The sequence below is a fragment of the Streptomyces pluripotens genome, from assembly GCF_000802245.2.
GTDB lineage: Bacteria > Actinomycetota > Actinomycetes > Streptomycetales > Streptomycetaceae > Streptomyces > Streptomyces pluripotens.
Map to the genome: position 1 here is coordinate 1,494,083 of NZ_CP021080.1, position 22,703 is coordinate 1,516,785.

The window sequence follows — 22,703 nt, forward strand, 5'->3', positions numbered from 1 at the left end:
TGGTGCCGCGAAGCGATTCGGCGTTCCGCTTCACTGCGAGCGCCTCAGTCTACGTAAGGCCCAACGCGCGTCTAGTGATTGGAGTTACAGCCCCCATATCCAGACGCAAGCCCCATGATAGGCCGCGCTCGGGAGCGCATGCCGAACATGGGGCGTTACGTGCGGAATATGTGTGATGTGCTCGGTGTGCGTGCGACTCGCCGCCAGCCGTTCGTCTTCGCCGTCAGTTGTTCGTCTTCATCAGGATGCCGAGGACGATGATGCACGCGAACCACAGCAGACCGATCACGATGGTGATCCGGTCAAGGTTGCGCTCGGCGACCGAGGAGCCGCCGACGGAGGACTGCATGCCGCCACCGAACATGTCGGAGAGACCGCCGCCCTTCCCCTTGTGCATCAGCACCAGCAGCATCAGCAGCAGGCTGAAGACGATCAGGGCGATCGAGAACCCCAAAACCACGGCTGGACCAACTTCCTCGGATTCAAATGGACGACGGGGGCCGAAGCTCTCTGGTGAGCCTACCGGTCACTTTCCGAGCCTCCGGCCCCCGCAAGGGTACGACGAAACGCCGTTACCGCCTACTCACAGCCCTACTCACTGATCGCGGAAGCGCACGATCTTGACGAACTCGTCGGCGTCCAGGGAGGCACCACCGACCAGGGCGCCGTCGATGTCGGCCTGGGCCATGATCTCGGCGACGTTCCCCGACTTCACGGAGCCGCCGTACTGGATGCGGACCTGGTCGGCCACGTCCTGCGTGTACAGCTCGGCGATCTTGACGCGGATGGCGGCGCAGACCTCCTGGGCGTCCTCGGCGCCGCAGACCTTGCCGGTGCCGATGGCCCACACGGGCTCGTAGGCGATCACGACGGTCTCGGCCTGCTCGGCCGGCAGGCCCTTCAGGCCTCCCTCGACCTGGGCGAGGGTGTGAGCCACGTGGTTGCCGGCCTCGCGGACCTCCAGCTCCTCGCCGACGCACAGGATCGGGGTCAGGCCGTGCTTGTAAGCGGCTTTGACCTTGGCGTTCACCAGCTCATCAGTCTCATTGTGGTACTGGCGGCGCTCGGAGTGGCCGATGGTCACGAATGTGCACTTGAGCTTGGCCAGCATCGAGCCGGAGATCTCACCGGTGTAGGCGCCGGAGTCGTGCTGCGAGATGTCCTGGGCGCCGTACTTGATCCTGAGCTTGTCGCCCTCGACCAGGGTCTGCACGGACCGCAGGTCGGTAAAGGGCGGCAGGACGGCGACCTCGACGGCCTCGTAGTCCTTGTCGGTCAAGGCGAAGGCGAGTTTCTGGACGTGAGCGATGGCCTCAAGGTGGTTGAGGTTCATCTTCCAGTTGCCCGCCATCAGCGGCGTGCGCGTACTCATGCTTGGTCAGTCCTCCAGTGCGGCGAGGCCGGGGAGCGTCTTGCCCTCAAGGTATTCGAGGGAGGCGCCGCCACCGGTCGAAATGTGGCCGAATGCGTTCTCGTCGAAGCCGAGCGTGCGCACGGCCGCGGCGGAGTCACCGCCACCGACGACGGTGAAACCGGTCGAGTCGACCAGGGCCTGGGCGACAGCCCGGGTGCCCCCGGCGTAGTCGGGGTGCTCGAAGACGCCCATCGGGCCGTTCCAGAAGACGGTCTCGGCGTCGGTGAGCTTCGAAGCGTACAGCTCCCGGGTCTTCGGGCCGATGTCCAGGCCCTCCCGGTCGGCGGGGATCTTGTCGGCGTCGACCACCTCGAACCGGGCGGGCGTCTTGGCCTTCAGGTCCGGGAACTCCTCGGCGGCCAGGACGTCGACGGGAAGCAGCAGCTCCACGCCCTGCTTCTCGGCGCGCTCCAGGTACTCGGCGACGGCCGGGACCTGGTCCTCCTGCAGGAGGGAGGTGCCGACCTCGTAGCCCTTGGCCTTGAGGAAGGTGTAGGCCATGCCACCGCCGATGAGCAAACGGTCGGCCTTGCCAAGCAGCTGATCGATGACGGCGAGCTTGTCGGAGACCTTGGCACCGCCAAGCGCGACGACGTAGGGGCGCTTGACGTCCTCGGTGAGCTTCTTCAGGACGCCGACCTCGGTGGCGATGAGGTACCCGGCGTAGCGGGGCAGGCGGGCCGGGAGGTCGTAGACCGAGGCATGCTTGCGGTGCACGGCACCGAAGCCGTCACCGACGTAGACGTCGGCGAGGGCGGCGAGCCGGTCGGCGAACTCGCCCCTCTCGGTGTCGTCCTTGGCGGTCTCGCCGGGGTTGAAGCGCAGGTTCTCGATGACCGCGACCTGGCCCGGCTGCAGGCCGTCCACGGCGGCGTGGGCGGCCGGGCCCACGGTGTCCTCGGCGAAGGCGACCGGGGCGCCGAGGAGTTCACCGAGTCGCTCGGCGGCGGGCAGCAGCGAGAAGGCGGGGTCCGGAGCACCCTTGGGGCGGCCCAGGTGCGAGGCCACGAGCACCTTGGCACCCGCGTCCGCGAGGGCCTTCACAGTGGGCAGCACCGCGCGGATGCGGCCGTCGTCGGTGATGGACCCATCGGCCAGCGGCACGTTGAGATCGGCGCGGACGAAGACCCGCTTTCCGCTCACGCCGTCGGCGAGAAGTTCGTCGATCGTCTTCATTGAGTGGACTCCTGAGGAGGGCTCTTGATGCCCTGATCGTATGAGGGCGTGATCCGTAAGCGAGACAGGGCCCGGACAGCGCGACGGTGCGCTGCCCGAGCCCTGCTCTCACTTCGAGGTCCGGCTTGCGGCGATCAGAGCTGGTTGCCGACGAAGACCGTCAGGTCGACCAGACGGTTGGAGTAACCCCACTCGTTGTCGTACCAACCGATGACCTTCACGTTCTTGCCCTCCTGGACCATGGTCAGGGAGGAGTCGAAGGTGCAGGACACCGGGGCGTTGACGATGTCGGAGGAGACGATCGGGTCCTCGGTGTAGTCGAGGAGGCCCTTCAGCTCACCCTCGGCGGCCTTCTGGAAGGCGGCGTTGACCTCTTCCCTGGTGACCTCACGGGAGAGTTCAACGACCAGGTCGGTGACCGAGCCGGTCGGCACGGGGACGCGCATGGCGATACCGTCCAGCTTGCCCTTGAGCTGGGGCAGGACCAGGGCGGTGGCCTTCGCGGCACCGGTGGTGGTCGGGATGATGTTCTCGGCGGCGGCGCGTGCGCGGCGCAGGTCCTTGTGCGGGAAGTCAAGGATGCGCTGGTCGTTCGTGTACGCGTGCACCGTGGTCATCAAACCCTTGACGATGCCGAAGCTCTCGTCGAGCACCTTCGCCATCGGCGCCACGCAGTTGGTGGTGCAGGAGGCGTTGGAGATGACGTGGTGCTGCGCCGGGTCGTACTTCTCCTGGTTGACACCCATCACGACGGTGATGTCCTCGTCCTTGGCCGGAGCCGAGATGAGGACCTTCTTGGCGCCGCCGGCGAGGTGCTTGGCGGCGTCCTCACGCTTGGTGAAGATGCCGGTCGACTCGATGACGATGTCGACGCCCAGCTCACCCCAGGGGATGTCGGCCGGGTTGCGCTCCGAGAGCACCTTGATGGTGTGACCGTCGACGGTGATGGTGTCGGCGGTGTGGGAGACCTCCTGCTTGAGGCGGCCCAGGATCGTGTCGTACTTGAGCAGGTGAGCCGTAGTAGCGGTGTCACCCAGGTCGTTGACAGCCACAACCTCGATATCTGCACCCTGCTCCAGCAGCGCGCGGAAGTAGTTACGACCGATGCGGCCGAAGCCGTTGATGCCTACGCGGATCGTCACGAACCGATCTCCTCGTTGGTACGCCGGCCATGCGGTGCCGGCGAGCTCTGTTTGGGATGTCCCCGACCACCCCCGACCCTACCTCTCTGGGAGCCCCGAGGTGACATCGAGTGGCCCATACACGGGCAGGCCGTCCGTACCCGGCAGTAGGGGTACGGACCACCCGGGATCACCAAGCGGATCACCCCGCTTTATGGGGATATGTCGCCCGTTGCTGACGCCGTTGTCACTCGTTCGTGAGCGGGTCAGCTCACCTGTCGAGTGCCCGTCCTGCGCACTGTTGAGAGGGGGTTCCGCTCACCTGTCGAGCTGGGCGAACACCCCCTCGGATGGCCGCCCGATCGACCACCGAGGGGACCTGTTCCAGGCCGAAGCCGAGCAGCGCGGTGCCGCCAGGCGGTCCCACAGGCCTCACGAGCAGGTTGCCGGGGTCATGCCATGCCTGGGTCGCACCCAGAGAGCGCCTGATGGACACGCAGGCGAAAACCCAGCGAGCATGCGAGTGAGGCTCAGCCCGGGTGCGGGAGCTCCGGGGCCGACAGCCTCGGCAGGCTTCGGCACCGGCACATCGGCGGCAAGACGTCAGCCGGCCAGGTTCTCCGCCAACTCATCGGAGAGGTTGGCCTCCGTGCCCGGGATACCCAGGTCGGCGGCACGCTTGTCGGCCATCGCCAGCAGCCGGCGGATCCTGCCCGCGACCGCGTCCTTCGTCAGCGGCGGGTCGGCGAGCGCGCCCAGCTCCTCCAGGGAGGCCTGCTTGTGCTCCATCCTCAGGCGCCCTGCAGCGGCCAGGTGCTCGGGCACCTCGTCACCGAGGATCTCCAAGGCTCGCTGTACCCGGGCACCGGCGGCCACGGCTGCGCGGGCCGAGCGGCGCAAATTGGCATCGTCGAAGTTGGCGAGGCGGTTGGCTGTGGCCCGCACCTCGCGGCGCATCCGGCGCTCCTCCCAGGCCAGCACGGACTCGTGAGCACCGAGCCGGGTCAGCAGCGCACCGATCGCGTCACCGTCCCGGACGACCACCCGGTCCACACTCCGCACCTCACGGGCCTTCGCGGCGATCGACAACCGACGGGCAGCACCGACCAGCGCCAGCGCGGCCTCCGGCCCCGGGCAGGTCACCTCCAGGGAGGAGGACCGGCCGGGCTCGGTCAGTGAGCCGTGCGCCAGGAAGGCTCCGCGCCAGGCCGCCTCGGCGTCGCAGGTGGCCCCGGAGACCACCTGTGGGGGCAGGCCACGGATCGGGCGACCCCGGCCGTCCACCAGCCCCGTCTGGCGGGCCAACTGGTCACCGCCCGCGACGACCCGCACGACGTAGCGCGAGCCACGCCGCAGCCCGCCGGGCGCCATGACGATCAGTTCGGAGCTGTGGCCGAAGATCTCCAGGATGTCCCGCTTGAGACGGCGGGCAGCCATCGCCGTGTCCAGCTCCGCCTCGATCACGATGCGCCCGCTCACCAGGTGGAGGCCGCCGGCGAACCGCAGAATGGCGGAAACCTCCGCCTTCCTGCAGCAGGTCCGGGTGACGGGGAGCCGGGAGATCTCATCCTTCACCGCTGCCGTCATCGCCATGGGCCGATCCTTCCATGCATCCGAAAAATACGGTCGTACGCGGCGGCCAACAGCTCCGGGTCGTGCCGGGGGCTACCGTCGGCCCGGGCCACCGACGCCAGCTCCACCGCGGCTCCCAGCCGCTTGGCGGCCTCGGTGAGCGAGTCGCGATCGGGCACGGCGGCCTCGTCGGCCAGCACCACGTCCAGGGCGAGTTTAGGGGCGTGTCGCCCCAAAACCTCCAAATGACGCTGCGGGGAGAAGCCCTCGGTTTCTCCCGGCTGCGGCGCGAGGTTCAGGGAGAGGACCTTACGCCCTTTGGTCTCGGTGAGGGCGTCCAGCAACTCGGGGACGAGCAGGTGCGGGATCACCGAGGAGAACCAGGACCCTGGCCCGAGCACGACCCAGTCCGCGTCCAGCACCGCCGCCACGGCCTCCGGGACGGCGGGCGGATCGGGCGGCACGAGGTGCACCGACTGCACCTCGCCGGGCGTGAGTGCCACGGTCGCCTGGCCACGCACCGTGTCCACGTCGTCCGGGCGCTCCGGATCATGTCCCCTGACCAGGGCCTGCAGCTCCAGGGGCACGGCGGACATGGGCAGCACGCGTCCGTGCGCACCGAGCAGCTTGCCGACCAGGTCCAGAGCCTGGACGTGATCACCCAGCTGCTCCCACAGGGCCACGATCAGCAGATTGCCGACTGCATGGTCGTGCAGATCGCCTCTTGAGTGGAAGCGGTGCTGGATGACCCGGGCCCAGGTCTGCCCCCAGTCGTCGTCACCGCACAGTGCGGCCAGCGCCTTGCGCAGGTCACCGGGTGGCAGCACACCCAACTCGTCGCGGAGACGACCGCTCGAACCGCCGTCGTCGGCCACGGTGACGACGGCGGTGAGGTCGCCGGTGATCCGGCGCAGCGCAGCGAGCGAGGCGGACAGCCCCATGCCCCCGCCGAGCGCGACCACCTTGGGCTGGGCTCCGCGACGGCGAGCCCGGGCCCCGCGGCCCTCGATGGGCCGGCCCGACCGGACTTCGGCCGCGGCGCGGCCGGCACGCCCTTCCGGCACCATCCTGCGCAGCCGGCTCAACCGCGGTGTACGTTCTGTCATTCTCGTCCCATGTCCCGGTGCACGATCACCGTCTCCACGCCCTCGGCCGCAAGACGCGCGGCGAGTTTCTCCGACATCGCGACCGAGCGGTGCTTTCCGCCTGTGCAGCCGATGGCGATGGTCACATAGCGCTTGCCCTCGCGCCGGTAGCCGGCCGCGATCAGTCGCAGCAGTTCGGCGTACCGGTCGAGGAACTCCTTGGCACCGGGCTGGTTGAAGACGTAGGCGGCGACCTCGTCGTTGAGGCCGGTGTACGGACGCAGCTCCGGGACCCAGTGCGGATTGGGCAGGAACCGCATGTCCGCGACCAGGTCGGCATCGACCGGGAGACCGTATTTGAAGCCGAAGGACATGACGGTGGCCCGCAGCTCAGGCTCCTCCTCACCCGCGAACTGGGCGTCCATCTTGGCGCGCAGCTCGTGCACGTTGAGGCTGGAGGTGTCGATCACCAGGTCGGCGTCCCCGCGAAGCTCGCGCAGCAGCTCCCGCTCTGCGGCGATGCCGTCGACGATGCGGCCGTCTCCCTGCAGGGGGTGTGGGCGCCGGACCGACTCGAAGCGGCGGACCAGGGCCTCGTCGGAGGACTCCAGGAAGACGATCCGCCGGGTGACATCCCGGGTGTCCAGGTCGGCGAGCGATTCACGCAGATTGTCGAAGAAGCGCCGGCCACGTACGTCCACGACGACCGCGATCCGCGCCACGTTGCCCTGGGAGCGGGCGCCGAGTTCCACCATGGTGGGGATGAGAGCGGGCGGAAGGTTGTCCACGACGAACCAGCCGAGGTCTTCCAAGCACTTCGCGGCCGTCGACCGACCGGCTCCGGACATTCCGGAGATGATCACCAGCTCGGGGATGGCCGCTTCGGGGGCCTTGGCCGTGTCGCTGCCCGTACTCACCTGTGCTCCGTTGTCCTGGGCCGTGTCCAGGCCGGTCTCCTGGCCGGCGTTGTGCCGGACGGCGTCGTCACCCGTGTGGTACGGCTGATCTCGCCGCGTTGTGGGCTGTGCATCGTGCTCGGTCATCTCTCCTGCCCCCGTCGTTCGTCCGTGAGGCCCGCGGTTGCGGGCTCCCCCGGGGGACCCGCCGTCGTGTCGGGTTCCCCGTCCTCAATGATCTCTCCAGTCGCCGTGTTCACGGCGGGCCCGGACGGAGCCGACCGGGCGAGGGCCACGGCGATGGTCTCGGCCGTCTTCCGACCTATCCCGGGCACTTCCTGGATCTGTTCGATTGTGGCGGACCTCAGCTTCTTCAACGAACCGAAATGCTTGATGAGGGCCTGTCTGCGGGTCTCCCCGAGACCGGGGACGTCGTCCAGGGGGCCGGCCCGGAAGCGCTTGGCACGCCTGGTGCGCTGGTAGGTGATCGCGAAGCGGTGGGCCTCGTCACGGACGCGCTGGAGCAGGTAGAGACCCTCGCTGGTACGGGGCAGGACCACCGGATCGTCCTCGCCGGGTACCCAGACCTCCTCCAGGCGCTTGGCGAGACCGCAGACGGCGATGTCGTCGATACCGAGCTCGTCCAGGGCACGCCGGGCCGCTGCGACCTGCGGCTGGCCACCGTCAACGACCACGAGCTGAGGCGGGTAGGCGAACTTCTTGGGGCGCCCGTCGTCGTCCTTGAGGAAGCCGGTGGCCGGGTCCGTACCGGTGAGGGCGGTGTCGCCGTCGGTGGACGCGTCCCGCGCGTCAGCCCCCTCGGCCTCCCCGGTCCACTCCCCCGTCTTCTCCTTCTCGGCGAGGTAGCGTCTGAAGCGCCGGGTGATCACCTCGTGCATGGAGCGGACGTCGTCCTGGCCTTCACCGTGCCAGAGTCGCGTGTCTCCGGCACGGCCCTTGATCTGGAAGCGGCGGTACTCGCTCTTGCGCTGCAGGCCGTCCTCGAAGACGACCATGGAGGCGACCACATCGTCGCCCTGAAGGTGCGAGATGTCGTAACACTCGATCCGCAGCGGGGCGCTGTCCAGGTCGAGGGCCTCGGCGATCTCCTCCAGCGCGCGTGAGCGCGTGGTCAGGTCGGAGGCCCGCTTGGTCTTGTGCAGGGCAAGGGCTTGCTGGGCGTTGCGCTGCACGGTCTCCATGAGTGCTCTCTTGTCGCCGCGTTGCGGGACACGCAGAGATACATTCGCCTCACGACGGCCGGTCAGCCACTCCTGGACCGGCCCGACCGGCTCGGGCAGCGCCGGGACCAGGACTTCCTTGGGAACCGCGTCCCCGGTCTCCTCGCCGTACAACTGCTGCAGGGCGTGTTCCACCAGGGCACTGGTGGTGACCTCCTCCACTTTGTCGGTCACCCAGCCGCGCTGGCCGCGCACCCGGCCACCGCGGACGTGGAAGATCTGCACGGCCGCCTCCAGCTCGTCCTCGGCGACGGCGATGAGGTCCGCGTCGGTCGCGTCGGCGAGCACGACCGCGTTCTTCTCCATGGCCTTCTTCAAGGCCTCGATGTCATCGCGCAGACGCGCGGCCCGCTCGTACTCCAGTTCCTCGGCCGCCTCCGCCATCCGCTTCTCCAGACGGCGAAGGTGGGTGCCGGTGCTGCCGGCCATGAAGTCACAGAATTGTTCGGCCAGTTCCTTGTGCTCCTCGGGACTGATCCGCGCGACGCAGGGGGCGGAGCATTTGCCGATGTAGCCGAGCAGACAGGGGCGCCCCGTGCGGGCGGCGTTCTTGAACACGCCGGCCGAGCAGGTACGCACCGGGAAAACGCGCAGCAACAGGTCGACGGTATCCCGGATCGCCCACGCGTGGGCGTAGGGCCCGAAGTACCGGACGCCCTTCTTCTTGTGACCGCGCATCACCTGCACACGCGGAAACTCCTCACTCATCGTCACCGCGAGGTAGGGGTAGCTCTTGTCGTCGCGGTACTTGACGTTGAACCGGGGGTCGTACTCCTTGATCCAGGAGTACTCCAGCTGCAGCGCCTCGACCTCCGTGGACACCACCGTCCATTCCACGGACGCTGCGGTGGTCACCATCGTCCTCGTCCGCGGATGCAGGTTCGCCAGGTCCTGGAAGTAGTTCGCCAGGCGCTGGCGCAGGCTCTTCGCCTTCCCGACGTAGATCACCCGACGGTGCTCGTCACGGAACCTGTACACCCCGGGAGAGTCCGGGATGTCTCCCGGCCTGGGGCGGTAGCTGGAGGGGTCGGCCATGTCTCACACCCTACTGGCGAGCGCCGACACCACGTCGGGCCTGTGGACAACGCCTGTGCCTGTCCGGTGCCCCGTCCGGACCCCTGAGGGGCACCGGCCTCCCCGACCGCCTTCCCACGACACCTCGGTGCGCCGGACGGATGCCTTCCGGCCATGCCCGGCCTCGGCCGGGCGGCATCCCTCCTTCGGTGCAGTCCCTCCGGTGCGGCTCAGGGGCCCGCGTCGCCGTGGTCGGACAGCCCTGGGAGGGCGCGGTCCGGCCAGGGCCGCACGACGGCCGAGTCCGAGGTGTTGTCGGGGTCTGGTCGACACGCTTCAATGCACGGGAACTCGGGCCGTCACGCACGCGCACCAGCGCGGCGTGCGCCGTCACGGGCGTCCGTGGCGCTCACGGGGGTGGACCCGCACATCCGCGCAGACGATCTGACCAGCCGTAGCGAGACCTCACAGAAAGGCCCCGAGCATGCGGCATGCCACAGAACACGCGGACGTTCCCCCCGCGGAACTGGACACCGCCCTGCGGGGCGGCCCCTTCCATGCGGCGCTGCGGGCCGCGATCGCCGCACGCGGGCTGCCGCTCCAGCGCGTCCAGCACCATCTGTCGCGGCACGGGGTCAAGGTCGGTGTGACCAGCCTGAGTTACTGGCAGCAGGGCGCGCGCCGCCCGCAGCGGCCGGAGTCGCTGCGGGCCGTACGGGCGCTGGAGGAGATCCTCCAGCTGCCGGACGAATCACTGATACGGCTGCTCGCCGAGTCCGACGAGCGCGCAGCGATCGGACGTCCGTCGGGCCGCTCGTACCGCTCTCTGATCAAGGCCTCGGACGTCCTGGAGCGGCTCCGCGCCGACCTCGGGCTGTCCCGCGACGGCGGCCTGCACACTCTGGGCCACCACGAACGCATCCGGATCGGCGCCCGGCGCGAGTTGGCGGGACGCGAGGCCCACCACATCGTGCAGGCCCACCGTGACGGCGTCGACCGCTTCGTCGCGGTGCACCACGGCGACCCCGGTTGCAGCCCCTGTGACATGCAGGTGCGTGCCCTGGAGAACTGCCGCACGGGACGTGCCCGCTGGGACCGGGACACCGGTGTGCTGGCGACCGAACTGCTCTTCGATACCCGGCTGCGCTCCGGCGACACCTTCCTCTTTCGGTACGGCATCGAGGACGGCACGGCCGGGGTCTGCCGCGAATACCTCCACCGCTTCGGCTTCCCAGGCGGGCAGTACGTCCTCCAGGTGCGCTTCGACGCCGCGACGCTGCCGGCGCGCTGTCACCGCTTCACCCAGCACTCGGCGGCGGCCCCACGCAGCGGGCGACAGCAGTTGTCCGTTTCCGGTCCGCATCACTGCGTCCACGTGGTCGAGCCGCGGATACGGCCGGGCATCGTGGGCATCGCCTGGGACTGGGACTGAACGGTCTGCGCCGCTTGCCCATCGACGCCGAGTGCCCGTCGCCCGCGCCGCCGGGGGTCCGGCCCAGCTGTGTGACATTGCCTGCTTCTGTCCGGCGAACTGGCCGGGGGCGCAGCGTACGGCTGGGGAGCCCCCTACTCCCCGCGGCTCCGGGTCAGGCGGAAGGGCCGGCGACGATCCTGCCGTTCTCGTCCTTCACCGGCAGCTCGGGCAACGGCTCGGTGGCCGGCGCCTGGACCACCTTGCCCGTCATGGCATCGAACCGGCTGCCGTGGCAGGAACAAATCAAAGTCGTCCCCTGCAGCTCGTTGATCGGGCACCTCGCATGCGTGCAGATGGTGCTGTACGCCTTCAGAGTGCCGTTCGCCTCACGGCTGACCACCACGTTGTGGTCCCGGTACAGCTTGGCGCCGCCCTTGGAGACGTCACTCGCGGCACCGAGGTCGACCGGTGCGGTCGGGGTGTCCGAGGCCGAGCCGCCTGGAGCCGAGCACGCGGCCAGGCCGAGCGCGGCGGCCGGGACCGCGGCGGCCCCTCGAAGGACGGTACGACGGCTCGCGGACGGGCGGGCGGGCATCTGGAACTCCACGGGTCAAAAGGTGTGTGTGGAGCGACGATACCCGGGCCGGGGGGCGGGGCACCGTGCGGGGGCGGAAGAGCACGTCAAGGTCACCCGAGGACGTGCACACCGGCATGCACGAGTTCAGCCGGTATCCGCCGGCTGGACAGCCCCGGTCGGCCGCAGCAGGCCAGGGGACAGCACGGTCTGCCAGGCAGGCAGAGTCAGGCGCAACACCATCAGGGCTCTGCGCCCGCGCATCGCGCCGGGCGGAAAACGGCGCTTGAACGCCCATCCCTCATGGGTCATGCTCGCGCTTACACACGAACGTGAGCGCACTTTAAGATCAAAATGATGAATGCTGCGGATCAGCGCGCACAGACCGTCCGCCACTCGCAGCTCCAGGCCCTGTCCGGCAGCAGTCCGATACCGGCCCCGTCCCCCAGGCGTAGGTCTCCTCGGAGGTGCCCGATGAGCATCGTCCCCACGCAGACACGAGTTGTCCGTGCCGGACGGGATCGCCTTTCACGCCTCCTCGACGGCTTCGCCCTGGCCCACCCCGACCCCCACGGCTCTACTCTCCACCCGCCGCAGCCGGGGGCGATACCCAGCTCGTCCAGGTCCGCTGGTCCGCCGGCCGAGCCGGACGGCGCCGATGACACCGGCCCCCACGGCACCGTCCGCCCTGCCGGAGCCGTCCACCGTGCAGAAGAGAAGAAGGGAACACTTCGTGATCGTCGTTGCCGGTGAGGCATTGATCGACCTGGTGCCTCAGGGCCCCGGAGCCCTCGCGGACCTGAAGCCGGTGCTCGGCGGCGGCCCTTACAACACCGCCGTAGCCCTCGGCAGACTCGGCTCCCGCACCTCTTTCTGTTCCCGGACGTCCGTCGACGCCTTCGGCGAGGCCCTACTCGACGGACTGCGGCAGGCCGGGGTCGATGTGTCGGGGGTACAGCGGGGACCGGAGCCGACCGCCCTCGCGGTGGCCACCATCGACGCCGACGGCTCGGCCGCCTATTCCTTCTACGTCGACGGCACCGCCGACCGGCTGTTCACCGCTCCCGCTTCTCCTCCCACCGGCACGCGCGCGGTGTCCTTCGGCACCTGTTCACTCGTCCTGGAACCGGGGGCGAGTGCGTACGAGGAGCTGATGCGGACGGCGGCCGGGCAGGGCGTGTTCACGGCGCTGGACCCCAACGTCCGGGCTGGACTGATCCCGGACGCAGATGCCTACCGGACGCGTTTCCGGAACTGGTTGCCCTCAGTGACGCTGCTGAAGCTCTCCGCGGAGGACGCCGCCTGGCTGGGCGGCACCCCGTGCGAGTGGCTCGCCGCGGGACCGTCGGCCGTCGTGATCACGCGGGGCGGCGATGGTCTGACCGCATACACCCAGGACGGCGGGGAGCATTCCGTGCCGGCTGAGAAGACCGACGTCGTGGATACCATCGGCGCCGGCGACACGGTGAACGCCGCCCTGCTGCACGGCCTGTCCGCGCTGGACGCCCTGTCTCCGGAAGCGCTCATGGCCCTAGGGTCCGAGGGCTGGCAGCGACTGCTGCGCTTCGCGGCACGCGCGGCGGCGATCACCTGTTCACGGGCGGGGGCCGAGTCGCCCTACGCGGTCGAGCTGGGTGAGTGGTGAGGCGGTCCGCTTCCCTGTTTCCGCTCCTCCTCTGTGTTGTCAAGGTGCGACCGGCGGCGCAGAGACCTGGACGGACCGCCGGGCTGGGGCAGCTGCTGGTGGCAGACCGGCGCCCGCGAGGAATTCCCGCTGGGCGTCGATTTTCTGATCTTGTGTCAGTCTGGATCTCCTCACGGAGGTCAAGCGGCCGAACCGGTCGCCTCAGGCTTTACGGGCCCGCGTCGTCTTCTTCGCGGGTGTCGCCTTCTTGGTGGCCGCGACGGCCTTCTTCGCCGGCGTGCTGTCGGCTTTGGTTGTCACCCCCTTCTTCGCTGCCGGCTCTGCTGCGGCCGTCTTGGCTGCGGTCGCCTTCCTGGGCGCCCTGCTCCGCAGCGGCTTCACCGGCTCCGCGTCACTGACGCGGTCCGGACCGAGGATCTCCCGCAGGAACTTGCCGGTATGGCTGGCCGGGACCCCGGCGACCTCCTCGGGCGTGCCCTCGGCGACCACGAGGCCACCGCCGGCGCCGCCCTCCGGTCCCATGTCCACGATCCAGTCCGCGGTCTTGATCACGTCGAGGTTGTGCTCGATGACGATGACGGTGTTGCCCTTGTCGACCAGCCCGCCGAGGACCGTCAGCAGCTTGCTGATGTCCTCGAAGTGCAGACCGGTCGTCGGCTCGTCCAGGACGTAGACCGTACGTCCGGTAGATCGCTTCTGCAGCTCGCTGGCCAACTTCACCCGTTGGGCCTCACCACCGGACAGGGTCGTCGCGGACTGGCCGAGGCGGACGTAGCCGAGGCCGACGTCCTTCAGCGTCCTCAGATGCCGGGAAATGGCCGGGACAGCCTCGAAGAAGTCGGTGGCCTCCTCGATCGGCATATTCAGCACGTCGGCGATGGACTTGCCCTTGTAGTGGACCTCCAAGGTCTCCCGGTTGTACCGGGCGCCGTGGCAGACCTCGCACGGAACGTAGACGTCCGGGAGGAAGTTCATCTCGATCTTGATCGTGCCGTCGCCCGCGCAGTTCTCACAACGGCCACCCTTGACGTTGAACGAGAAGCGGCCCGGCTGGTAGCCACGCACCTTCGCCTCGGTGGTCTCGGCGAACAGTTTACGAACGTGGTCGAAGACACCGGTGTAGGTCGCCGGGTTGGACCGGGGAGTGCGGCCGATCGGCGACTGGTCGACGTGGACGACCTTGTCGACCAGATCGTCGCCGTCCACACGTGTGTGCCGTCCCGGGACGTTCCGCGCGCCGTTCAGCTCGCGGGCCAGATGGGTGTACAGGATGTCGTTGACCAGCGTCGACTTGCCGGAGCCGGACACTCCCGTGACGGCCGTGAACACGCCCAGCGGGAAGGAGACGTCGATGTCTCTCAGGTTGTTCTCGCGGGCACCGTGCACGGTGAGCCGACGGGACGGGTCACCGGGACGGCGCACGTCCGGAAGCGGGATCGACTTGCGACCCGAAAGGTACGCACCCGTCTGTGACTCGGCATTGGCGAGCAGTTCCTTCATGGAACCGCTGTGCACGACCTTGCCGCCGTGCTCACCGGCGCCGGGTCCGATGTCCACGACCCAGTCGGCGACCTTGATGGTGTCCTCGTCGTGTTCCACGACAATGAGCGTGTTACCCATGTCGCGCAGCCGGACCAAGGTCTCGATCAACCGGTGGTTGTCCCGCTGGTGCAGGCCGATGGAAGGCTCGTCCAAGACGTACAGGACACCTACGAGGCCGGAGCCGATCTGGGTGGCCAGACGAATGCGCTGTGCCTCGCCACCGGAGAGGGTGCCTGCCGCCCGGTTGAGCGAGAGATAGTCCAGGCCCACGTCCACCAAGAAGCGCAGCCGCTCGCTGACCTCCTTGAGTACCCGCTCAGCGATCCTCTTGTCACGGGCGTTCAGTCTCAGTTCGCCCAGGAAGTCCGCGCAGTCGCTGATCGACATGGCGGAGACCTCGGCGATCGACTTCCCCATGATCGTGACCGCGAGGACGATCGGCTTCAGGCGGGTGCCCTCGCAGGAGGGGCACGGCACCTCCCGCATGTAGCCCTCGAAGCGTTCCCGGCTGGCATCGCTCTCAGCTTCGCTGTGGCGACGCTTCACGAAGGGCACCGCGCCCTCGAAGGGCGTGGTGTAGACACGCTCCCTGCCGTAGCGGTTGCGGTAGCGCACCTCGATCTGCGTCTTGTGGCCGTGAAGCAGAGCCTTCCTGGCACGCAGTGGCAGGCCCGCGAAGGGGATGTCCGTGCGGAAGCCCAACGCGTCGGCGAGGGCCCCGGTCAGGCGGCCGAAGTAGTCCTTGGTGTGTCCGTGTGACCAGGGGTGGACGGCTCCCTCGTCGAGAGACTTGTCAGGGTCCGGGACGATCAGCTCCGGGTCGACCTCCATGCGCGTACCGATGCCGGTGCACTCGGGGCAGGCGCCGAAGGGCGAGTTGAAGGAGAAGGAGCGGGGCTCCAACTCCTCGAAGGACAGATCGTCGTACGGGCAGTAGAGGTGCTCCGAGTACATGCGCTCGCGCTCGGGGTCGTCCTCGGGGAGGTCCACGAAGTCGAGCACGACCATGCCGCCGGACAGGCCGAGGGCAGTCTCCACGGAGTCAGTGAGGCGGCGCTTGGCGGAGCCCTTCACCGTGAGGCGGTCCACGACCACCTCGATGGTGTGCTTCTCCTGCTTCTTCAGCGTCGGCGGGTCGGAGAGTTGGACGGTCCGGCCGTCCACACGTGCGCGCGAGTACCCCTTGGTCTGCAGGTCAGCGAAGAGGTCCACGAACTCGCCCTTGCGCTCACGGACCAGCGGCGACAGCACCTGAAAGCGGCTCCCCTCCGGCAGCTCCAGGACCTTGTCCACGATGGCCTGCGGCGACTGGCGCGAGATCGGGCGGCCGCACTCCGGGCAGTGCGGCTTACCGATGCGCGCGAAAAGCAGCCGCAGGTAGTCGTAGACCTCGGTGATGGTGCCGACCGTCGAGCGCGGGTTGCGTGAAGTCGACTTTTGGTCGATGGAGACCGCCGGGGACAGGCCCTCGATGAAGTCGACGTCCGGCTTGTCCATCTGACCGAGGAACTGCCGGGCGTACGAGGAGAGTGACTCCACATAGCGGCGCTGCCCCTCGGCGAAGATGGTGTCGAAGGCCAGGGAGGACTTGCCCGAACCGGACAGGCCGGTGAAGACGATGAGCGCGTCACGAGGCAGGTCGAGCGAGACATTCTTCAGGTTGTGCTCGCGCGCGCCACGGACGATGAGACGGTCGGCCACGCCGGTCCGCACCTTTCTTGAGAGAAGTGACAGGGGCGGGGCCCCCGTGCTTCTTCAGGGTAGGGGGAGCCACTGACAACGCCGGTCGGATGGCCCGGTTGCATAACAACCTCCGGCCATCCAACATGCCCGACGCCACTCACGACGATATAGCACGCGTATTCGATTTATGGTTGAGATGCACCTCCTTCACTCGAAGGTGTGGCGCAGTTAGGGTCAGCACCATGATTGATCACGCTCATGACCTGGCATGTGTACATGACGCGACCGAACGGCTCCTCACCGCGGTCGCCGAACTAGACGACGTTTCACTCACCGGGCCGTCGCGGCTCCCCGGCTGGAGCCGTGGCCATGTCCTCGCCCATCTCGCCCGGAACGCAGACGCGCTCGTGAACGTGCTGGAGGGCCGCCCCATGTACGCGAGCGCCGAGGCACGGGCCGCCGACATCGAGGCGGGTGCCGCCCGCCCCGGCAGCACACAGCTCACCGATCTGCGCGAGAGCGCGGCCCGCTTCCGGACGGCAGGGGACGCGCCCGCGGACTGGACGCGATCAGTGGAACTGCGCAACGGGGTCACCGACTCCGCGTCCCGGTTGCCGTTCCGGCGCTGGGCCGAGGTGGAACTGCACCACGTGGACCTCGGCATCGGGTACGAACTGGAGGATCTCCCGACCGAGTTCCTGGAGCGGGAGATCGACTTCCTGGCTGAGCGGTTCGCCGGACACCAGGACGTGCCCTCGATGGGCCTGCGCACCCATGACGGCCGAACCTGGACCACCGGCGGCGGGGCGGAGGGCGGACCGGTCACGGTCGAAGGGGCGGCCGCCGATCTGCTGGGCTGGCTCGCGGGGCGACGCGACGGCTCCCGCCTGGCCACGAACCATGGCGCACTGCCGAAGCTGCCTCCGCTGTAGCCCGACGCCCGTCCGTCGGGCCTTCCCCGCTATAGGCTGACCGCCATGACGTACACCGGAGAGGTCAAGGTCGGCGGACCGGCGGACGTGCACGAGCTCAAAGACCTGATGATCACCAAGATCGCGGTCGGCCCGATGGACAACAACTCCTATCTGCTGCGCTGCCGGGCCACCGACGAGCAGCTCCTGATCGACGCCGCGAACGAGGCGGAGACACTTCTCACCATGATCGGTGACGACGGCATCACGTCCGTCGTCACCACTCATCGGCACGGCGACCACTGGCAGGCACTCGCCGACGTCGTCGCCGCTACGGGCGCCCGTACTTACGCCGGTCGCGAGGATGCCCCCGGCATCCCCGTACCCACCGACGTCCTCGTCGACGACGGCGACGTGATCAGGGTCGGTCGCGTGCAACTCACGGCGCGCCATCTGGTCGGCCACACCCCAGGGTCGATCGCGCTGGTGTACGACGACCCACACGGCCATCCGCACATCTTCACCGGCGACTGCCTCTTCCCGGGCGGCGTCGGCAACACGCACGGGGATCCCAAGGCCTTCGACAGGTTGATCCACGACGTGGAGACAAAGATCTTCGGCGTGCTGGCGGACGAGACATGGGTCTACCCTGGCCACGGCCACGACACCACGCTCGGCGCGGAACGGCCGCAACTGCCGGAGTGGCGCGCGCGAGGGTGGTGAACGAGCGCCCGCAGCCCCGGAGCGCACTCTCCGTATGCCGGCCGCGGCCTCGCGGCAGGTGAGATGCGTCCCCCGGTCGAGCCAGGTGTCCTCCCGCAGCACGCCCCGCACAGCCGGCCAGCATGCCCTCGCGAGGGGATCACGGCTCCTGAGCGACGGTCCGCCGCTCAGGATGGGCCGTCGCTGCGGCACCTCTCCGGTGCCGCCCGTGCACCGGGTACGCGCCGGGGACGCCCCAGCGCATCGGCACGGCGCCAACACCGGATTCCTGCCAGCCGCACGGTGCAGCCGCCGAGCCCTGGCGGGACCGGCCCTTGTACGACTGCAGCCGCTACGCTTCGGTGTGCGCCGCTCCCAGCAGGGTTGCGACCCGCTCAACACCGAACACGTAGCCCTGCACACCACACCCCGCGATCACTCCGTCGGCGCGCAGCGAGACGTACGAATGGTGACGGAACGATTCGCGCCGGTGGATGTTGGAGATGTGCACCTCCACTACGGGCATCCCGTCGCAGGTGTTGAGCGCATCCAGAAGCGCAACCGACGTGTGTGAGTAGGCGGCGGGGTTGATGACGATCCCGCAGTGCCCGAGGCGCGCCTCGTGGATCCAGTCGACCAGTTCGCCCTCGTGGTTGGACTGCCGGAAGTCCACCGTTCCACCGTGCGCGGCCGCCGCCTCACCGCACAGCGCCGCCACGTCGGCCAAGGTGTCCTTGCCGTAGATCTCGGGCTGTCGCTGTCCGAGCAGGTTCAGGTTGGGTCCGTTGAGGATCAAGATCGGGGCGTTGGCCAGGGTGCGGGACACAATTCCCTCCGGTCGGTTCGGGGCGGTGCGTCGACGACCGCTGCTGGCTCCCGGTCTATCACGGTGATCGGAGCGGACGGTTGGCCGAGCGAACACCTCCGTACGCCCCGTGCCCCTTGATCGTCACGGCCGGTGGACGCGCCATGCACGATGCACGCGACGTAAGCACCCCGTCTATGGGGCGGCTCGCAGTCACTGCTCCCGCCGGGACGGCGATCGAGTTCTCCGACTTCTTCGTCTACGGCACGGCGGCGGCCCTGGTCCCGGGGCCGCTGTTCTTCCCGACGTTCTCGTCGACCACGGGGACGCCGGCGGCATTCGGGGCGTTCGGGGTGGAGTTCGTGGTGGAATTCGTGGTGCGACCGCTCGGTTCGGTGGTGTTCGGGCACCTCGATGACCGGCGCGGCCGACGGCCGATACGCGTCGGCTCACTGGTGCTCACCGATACTTCCACGGTGGCGGTCGGCTATCTGCCGTCGTACGCGGCGATCGGTGTGACGCTCGCACTGACGGCAGTACTGTCCGAGGCCGAGTTCGCGCAGCGGGGGGGGCGGGTGCCGTTCTGGGCAGCGGGCGCTGGCCTGGCCGGTCTGTGCCTGCGTTCGTCGCTCGTGCTTGGCACTGCTCCGGGAGTCCAGGCCGCTCCGTGCCCACGGTGGACCCGGTGGCGGGATGACCACGGTGGCGGAGCTACGGGTTGACCGCCAGCTCCAGGTAGGCCGCGAACAGCACCAGGTGGACACCGCCCTGCACTGGGGTGGCTCGCCCCGGTACCACCGTCAGGGAGCCGACCACCACGGTCAGCGCCAGCAGCAACATGTCGGTCGAGCCGAGGCCGAGGACGAGCGGCCCTGACAGCCAGAGGGAGGCGAGTGCTACGGCCGGGATGGTCAGACCGATGCTGGCCATCGCCGAGCCGAACGCGAGGTTGAGGCTGGTCTGCACTCGGTCCCGACGGGCGGAGCGCAGTGCGGCGATCGTCTCGGGGAGCAGAACCAGCAGGGCGATGATCACACCGACCACGGCCTGGTTCAGTCCGGCCGCTTCTACGCCCGACTCGATGGTGGGTGACACGGTTTTGGCCAGACCGACCACGCCGATCAGGGCCAGTCCGAGCAGCCCAAGACTGGTCCAGGCGGTACGTGCGGACGGAGGCTCGACGTGGCCTTCGCCGGTGATGACTTCACCCTGCCGGGTGATCGGCAGAAAGTAGTCACGATGGCGCACCGTCTGGGTGGCGACGAACAGGCCGTACAGGACCAGTGAGGATAACGCGGCGAACATCAGCTGAACGCTGGAGAATTCAGGTCCGGGCTTGCTGGTGGTGAAGGTCGGCAGCACCAAGCTGAGTGTGGCCAGCGTCGCCACGGTGGCCAGGGCAGCTCCGGCACCCTCGGGGTTGAAGACCGCAGTGCCGTGCCGAAGGGAAGCGACGAGCAGACAGGTACCCACCATGCCATTGCAGGTGATCATCACTGCGGCGAAAACCGTGTCCCGGGCCAGCGTGGAACTCTTGTCACCCCCGTCGACCATGAGGGTGACGATCAGGGCCACCTCGATGATCGTGACAGAGATGGCGAGCACCAGGGAGCCGAAGGGCTCGCCCACGCGGTGGGCGACGACCTCGGCGTGATGTACCGCCGCCAGGACGGAACCGGCGAGCACGGTGGCCACCAGGGCGACGATGGCCCCAGGCAGATCACGGCCCCAGGCGAAGACGAGCAGGATCACCGCGAGACCCGGCACGAGGGTCGTCCAGTACCGGGCGAGCGACCGCAGCCGAGTGATCATGCGGCGATCGTCGCAGAGCCGTACAAGGTTCGCATGACGGGGTGGAACGCGCGCCTCCACGACGTCACGGTCGGTGCGGGCCAGGGTCGACCAACCGACGGCGTCCGTCGGTTCGACGGCGAACGCGCTGGATGTGCCGCCCACGTCCCTGCCGGCCGGGTGTCCTCGCCGAAGCAAAGGCGCGGGAATTGGCACGTTCAGTGTCCGGCGGGGAACCAAGAAGGGCAGTTCACCCACTTCGCTTCGCTTCGGGGCGGCGTTCTGGCCGTCCGGCGCGGTCAGGCGTCGACTCCATCTTTCGAGGTTCCTTCACTGCCGGCCTGCGCCACATCGACGACGCCCCGTCTCCCGGAGGCGACCAGGCTGGTGATCGTGGTGATGACCAGAACCGCACAGATCACGCCGAGCGAGACCGGGATGCCAATCTCGGGGACATGAACACCGGACTCGTGCAAAGCGTGCAGCACCAGCTTGATGCCGATGAAGCCGAGGATGATCGACAGGCCGTAAGAGAGATGCACCAACTTCGTCAGCAGGCCGCCGATGAGGAAGTACAGCTGCCGCAGGCCCATCAGGGCGAAAGCGTTGGCAGTGAAGACGATGTACGGGTCCTGGGTCAGGCCGAAGATCGCGGGGATGGAGTCCAGGGCGAACAGGACGTCCGTGGTGCCGATGGCGAGCATCACGACCAGCATCGGGGTCATGACCCGCTTGCCGTTCTGCCTGACCCACAGCCTGGTCCCGTGGTATCGGTCGGCCACACCGAACCTGCGCTCGACAGCCTTCAGCAGCTTGTTCTCCTGGTACTCCGCGCTCTCCTCTTCGGCACGGGCCTCCTCGATGAGCTTCCACGCGGTCCAGATCAAGAAGGCGCCAAAGAGGTAAAACACCCAGGAGAAACTGGCGATGATCGCGGCTCCGGCGGCGATGAAGACGGCCCGCAGGACCAAGGCGATGAGGACGCCGACGAGCAGCACTCGTTGCTGGTACTGGGTGGGCACCGCGAACCGCGCCATGATCAGAACGAAGACGAACAGATTGTCCACGCTCAATGACTTCTCGGTGATGAAGCCCGCGAAGAACTCACCGGCCGGCCGCCCGCCACCGAAGACGAGGAGACCCAAGCCGAAGAGCCCGGCCAGGGCAATCCAGACGACGGTCCAGGTTGCGGCTTCTCTGACGGACACCTCATGGGGCTTACGACCGATGAAGAAATCGACGGCGATCAGGGCGATCAGGCCCGCGATGGTCAGGACCCACAGGCCCATGGAGACTTCCACTGCACCTCCGGCATTACGTGACGGCAAACAGATCAGCGCTGTCGCTGCCGGAGGTCTCTTCCACCCATACAGGGCCGGCGCCCCGGAACCGGAACCGGTCCGTACTGACGGGTGCGCCGCAGACAGGGAATACTCCCCTCCGCACGAAAGACAGTACCCCGATCCCCAAGAAAAAGTAAAGCAGAAGGCAAAGTTTACTTAAAGTAGACAGCTCAGAGCTACTTTACCTACGCTTGACCAAGCTCCCTGCGCCTCGGCGAGAACCTTACGCACCATCTGACCAATGACCGGCGGTAACGCAGGCTCCTAGATCCAGGCGTGACCACCCAGGGGTCTGCGAAATGGGTGGCGGGGACGGGGCCAGTCGCACCAGCGAACGTCACAGGGGAATCGAGCAGGGGGCCGTACGGAGTGGTGTTCCCTTGACCAGCCCACCCCGTCGCCCGTGACGGGCTGGCCAGGCTGCCCGTCAGCCGGGGACACAGAGGTTCTCGACGCAGTGGGCTACCGCGGGCAGCCTGGCCGGATTGATGGCCGGATGGTGTTGAACGGCGGCATGCCGGGACGCCTTGAATCGCCCCGGGTAGAACGGTGGGCCAGGGTGGGCCACCCATGAGACACCGTGGACGGTGCCGTTCTCGTCACCGAGCATCCTGCTGGAGCGGGCGGTGGCCGCCGGCCCCGGTGGAGACGCCGATCTCCAGCCGGAGTTGGGACAGCGGGTGGCTCTACCCCACCCCTTGCCGGTTCGGCCGCCATCGCCGCCGCCCCACCCGCGTCGTGTTGTCGAACGTGTTCCGTCCGATGAGCGGGGTG

18 protein-coding genes and 1 pseudogene are annotated in these 22,703 nt (G+C 68.3%); 5 read left to right on the forward strand and 14 right to left on the reverse strand.

Translation table 11 applies throughout. From position 1 onward, the window contains the following. Nucleotides 1-223: 223 nt before the first annotated feature. From secG to uvrC, 8 genes are all read right to left on the reverse strand, one after another. Nucleotides 224-460 (reverse strand): preprotein translocase subunit SecG, encoded by a 237-nt coding sequence (gene secG, locus LK06_RS06610; protein ID WP_043407589.1) that lies wholly within the window; start codon nt 458-460, stop codon nt 224-226. A gap of 135 nt (nt 461-595) precedes the next feature. Continuing rightward, nucleotides 596-1,372 carry a triose-phosphate isomerase gene (gene tpiA / locus LK06_RS06615; protein ID WP_039656074.1) on the reverse strand — a complete coding sequence of 259 codons (777 nt, stop codon included), beginning with the start codon at nt 1,370-1,372 and terminating at the stop codon, nt 596-598. A 6-nt stretch (nt 1,373-1,378) separates the two neighbouring features. Further along, a complete protein-coding gene (locus tag LK06_RS06620; protein WP_039656072.1) occupies nt 1,379-2,590 on the reverse strand; it encodes a phosphoglycerate kinase in 1,212 nt (403 codons plus the stop codon). Between the two features lie 134 nt (nt 2,591-2,724). After that, nucleotides 2,725-3,732, reverse strand: a complete 1,008-nt coding sequence (gene gap, locus LK06_RS06625; protein ID WP_039656070.1) for a type I glyceraldehyde-3-phosphate dehydrogenase — start codon at nt 3,730-3,732, stop codon at nt 2,725-2,727. 582 nt (nt 3,733-4,314) lie between these two features. Continuing rightward, on the reverse strand, nt 4,315-5,304 hold the full coding sequence (whiA, locus tag LK06_RS06630) for a DNA-binding protein WhiA (RefSeq protein WP_043432291.1): 990 nt from the start codon (nt 5,302-5,304) through the stop codon (nt 4,315-4,317). Continuing rightward, complete coding sequence (locus tag LK06_RS06635) at nt 5,295-6,389, reverse strand: gluconeogenesis factor YvcK family protein (protein WP_039656067.1); 1,095 nt, start codon at nt 6,387-6,389, stop codon at nt 5,295-5,297. The genes whiA and LK06_RS06635 overlap by 10 nt, the downstream gene beginning before the upstream one ends. Next, a complete protein-coding gene (gene rapZ, locus LK06_RS06640) occupies nt 6,386-7,411 on the reverse strand; it encodes an RNase adapter RapZ (protein ID WP_039656065.1) in 1,026 nt (341 codons plus the stop codon). Before rapZ ends, LK06_RS06635 begins: the two co-directional genes overlap by 4 nt. Beyond that, on the reverse strand, nt 7,408-9,540 hold the full coding sequence (gene uvrC / locus LK06_RS06645; RefSeq protein ID WP_039656063.1) for an excinuclease ABC subunit UvrC: 2,133 nt from the start codon (nt 9,538-9,540) through the stop codon (nt 7,408-7,410). Before uvrC ends, rapZ begins: the two co-directional genes overlap by 4 nt. A 463-nt stretch (nt 9,541-10,003) precedes the next feature. On the opposite strand from uvrC, the gene LK06_RS06650 reads away from it, so the two are divergent. Next, a complete protein-coding gene (locus tag LK06_RS06650; RefSeq protein WP_039656062.1) occupies nt 10,004-10,951 on the forward strand; it encodes a hypothetical protein in 948 nt (315 codons plus the stop codon). 154 nt (nt 10,952-11,105) lie between these two features. On the opposite strand, the gene LK06_RS06655 is transcribed toward LK06_RS06650, so the two are convergent. After that, nucleotides 11,106-11,528: a Rieske (2Fe-2S) protein gene (locus LK06_RS06655; RefSeq protein WP_039656060.1), complete on the reverse strand. Its 423-nt coding sequence runs from the start codon at nt 11,526-11,528 to the stop codon at nt 11,106-11,108. 126 nt (nt 11,529-11,654) lie between these two features. After that, nucleotides 11,655-11,903 (reverse strand): hypothetical protein, encoded by a 249-nt coding sequence (locus tag LK06_RS33055; RefSeq protein ID WP_159025203.1) that lies wholly within the window; start codon nt 11,901-11,903, stop codon nt 11,655-11,657. A 337-nt stretch (nt 11,904-12,240) separates the two neighbouring features. Here LK06_RS33055 and LK06_RS06660 point away from each other — a divergent pair, with 337 nt between their 5' ends. Further along, a complete protein-coding gene (locus tag LK06_RS06660) occupies nt 12,241-13,152 on the forward strand; it encodes a carbohydrate kinase family protein (RefSeq protein ID WP_039656058.1) in 912 nt (303 codons plus the stop codon). A gap of 201 nt (nt 13,153-13,353) precedes the next feature. Here the strand turns inward: LK06_RS06660 and uvrA are convergent, their stop codons facing one another. Next, entirely contained in the window at nt 13,354-16,395 is a 3,042-nt protein-coding gene (gene uvrA / locus LK06_RS06665; RefSeq protein ID WP_043407581.1) for an excinuclease ABC subunit UvrA, read from the reverse strand. A 224-nt stretch (nt 16,396-16,619) separates the two neighbouring features. Here uvrA and LK06_RS06670 point away from each other — a divergent pair, with 224 nt between their 5' ends. After that, nucleotides 16,620-17,309 carry a maleylpyruvate isomerase family mycothiol-dependent enzyme gene (locus LK06_RS06670; protein WP_039656055.1) on the forward strand — a complete coding sequence of 230 codons (690 nt, stop codon included), beginning with the start codon at nt 16,620-16,622 and terminating at the stop codon, nt 17,307-17,309. A 45-nt stretch (nt 17,310-17,354) separates the two neighbouring features. Beyond that, nucleotides 17,355-18,011: an MBL fold metallo-hydrolase gene (locus LK06_RS06675; protein WP_039656053.1), complete on the forward strand. Its 657-nt coding sequence runs from the start codon at nt 17,355-17,357 to the stop codon at nt 18,009-18,011. Between the two features lie 331 nt (nt 18,012-18,342). On the opposite strand, the gene aroQ is transcribed toward LK06_RS06675, so the two are convergent. Continuing rightward, on the reverse strand, nt 18,343-18,816 hold the full coding sequence (aroQ, locus tag LK06_RS06680; protein ID WP_039656051.1) for a type II 3-dehydroquinate dehydratase: 474 nt from the start codon (nt 18,814-18,816) through the stop codon (nt 18,343-18,345). A gap of 176 nt (nt 18,817-18,992) precedes the next feature. Here aroQ and LK06_RS06685 point away from each other — a divergent pair. Beyond that, nucleotides 18,993-19,427 (forward strand): annotated as a pseudogene (locus tag LK06_RS06685) (MFS transporter); the annotation flags it as partial. A 79-nt stretch (nt 19,428-19,506) separates the two neighbouring features. On the opposite strand, the gene LK06_RS06690 reads toward LK06_RS06685, so the two are convergent. Next, a complete protein-coding gene (locus LK06_RS06690) occupies nt 19,507-20,607 on the reverse strand; it encodes a calcium:cation antiporter (protein WP_039656132.1) in 1,101 nt (366 codons plus the stop codon). A 278-nt stretch (nt 20,608-20,885) separates the two neighbouring features. Then, a complete protein-coding gene (locus LK06_RS06695; protein WP_043432288.1) occupies nt 20,886-21,887 on the reverse strand; it encodes a TerC/Alx family metal homeostasis membrane protein in 1,002 nt (333 codons plus the stop codon). Between the last annotated feature and the right edge of the window lie 816 nt (nt 21,888-22,703).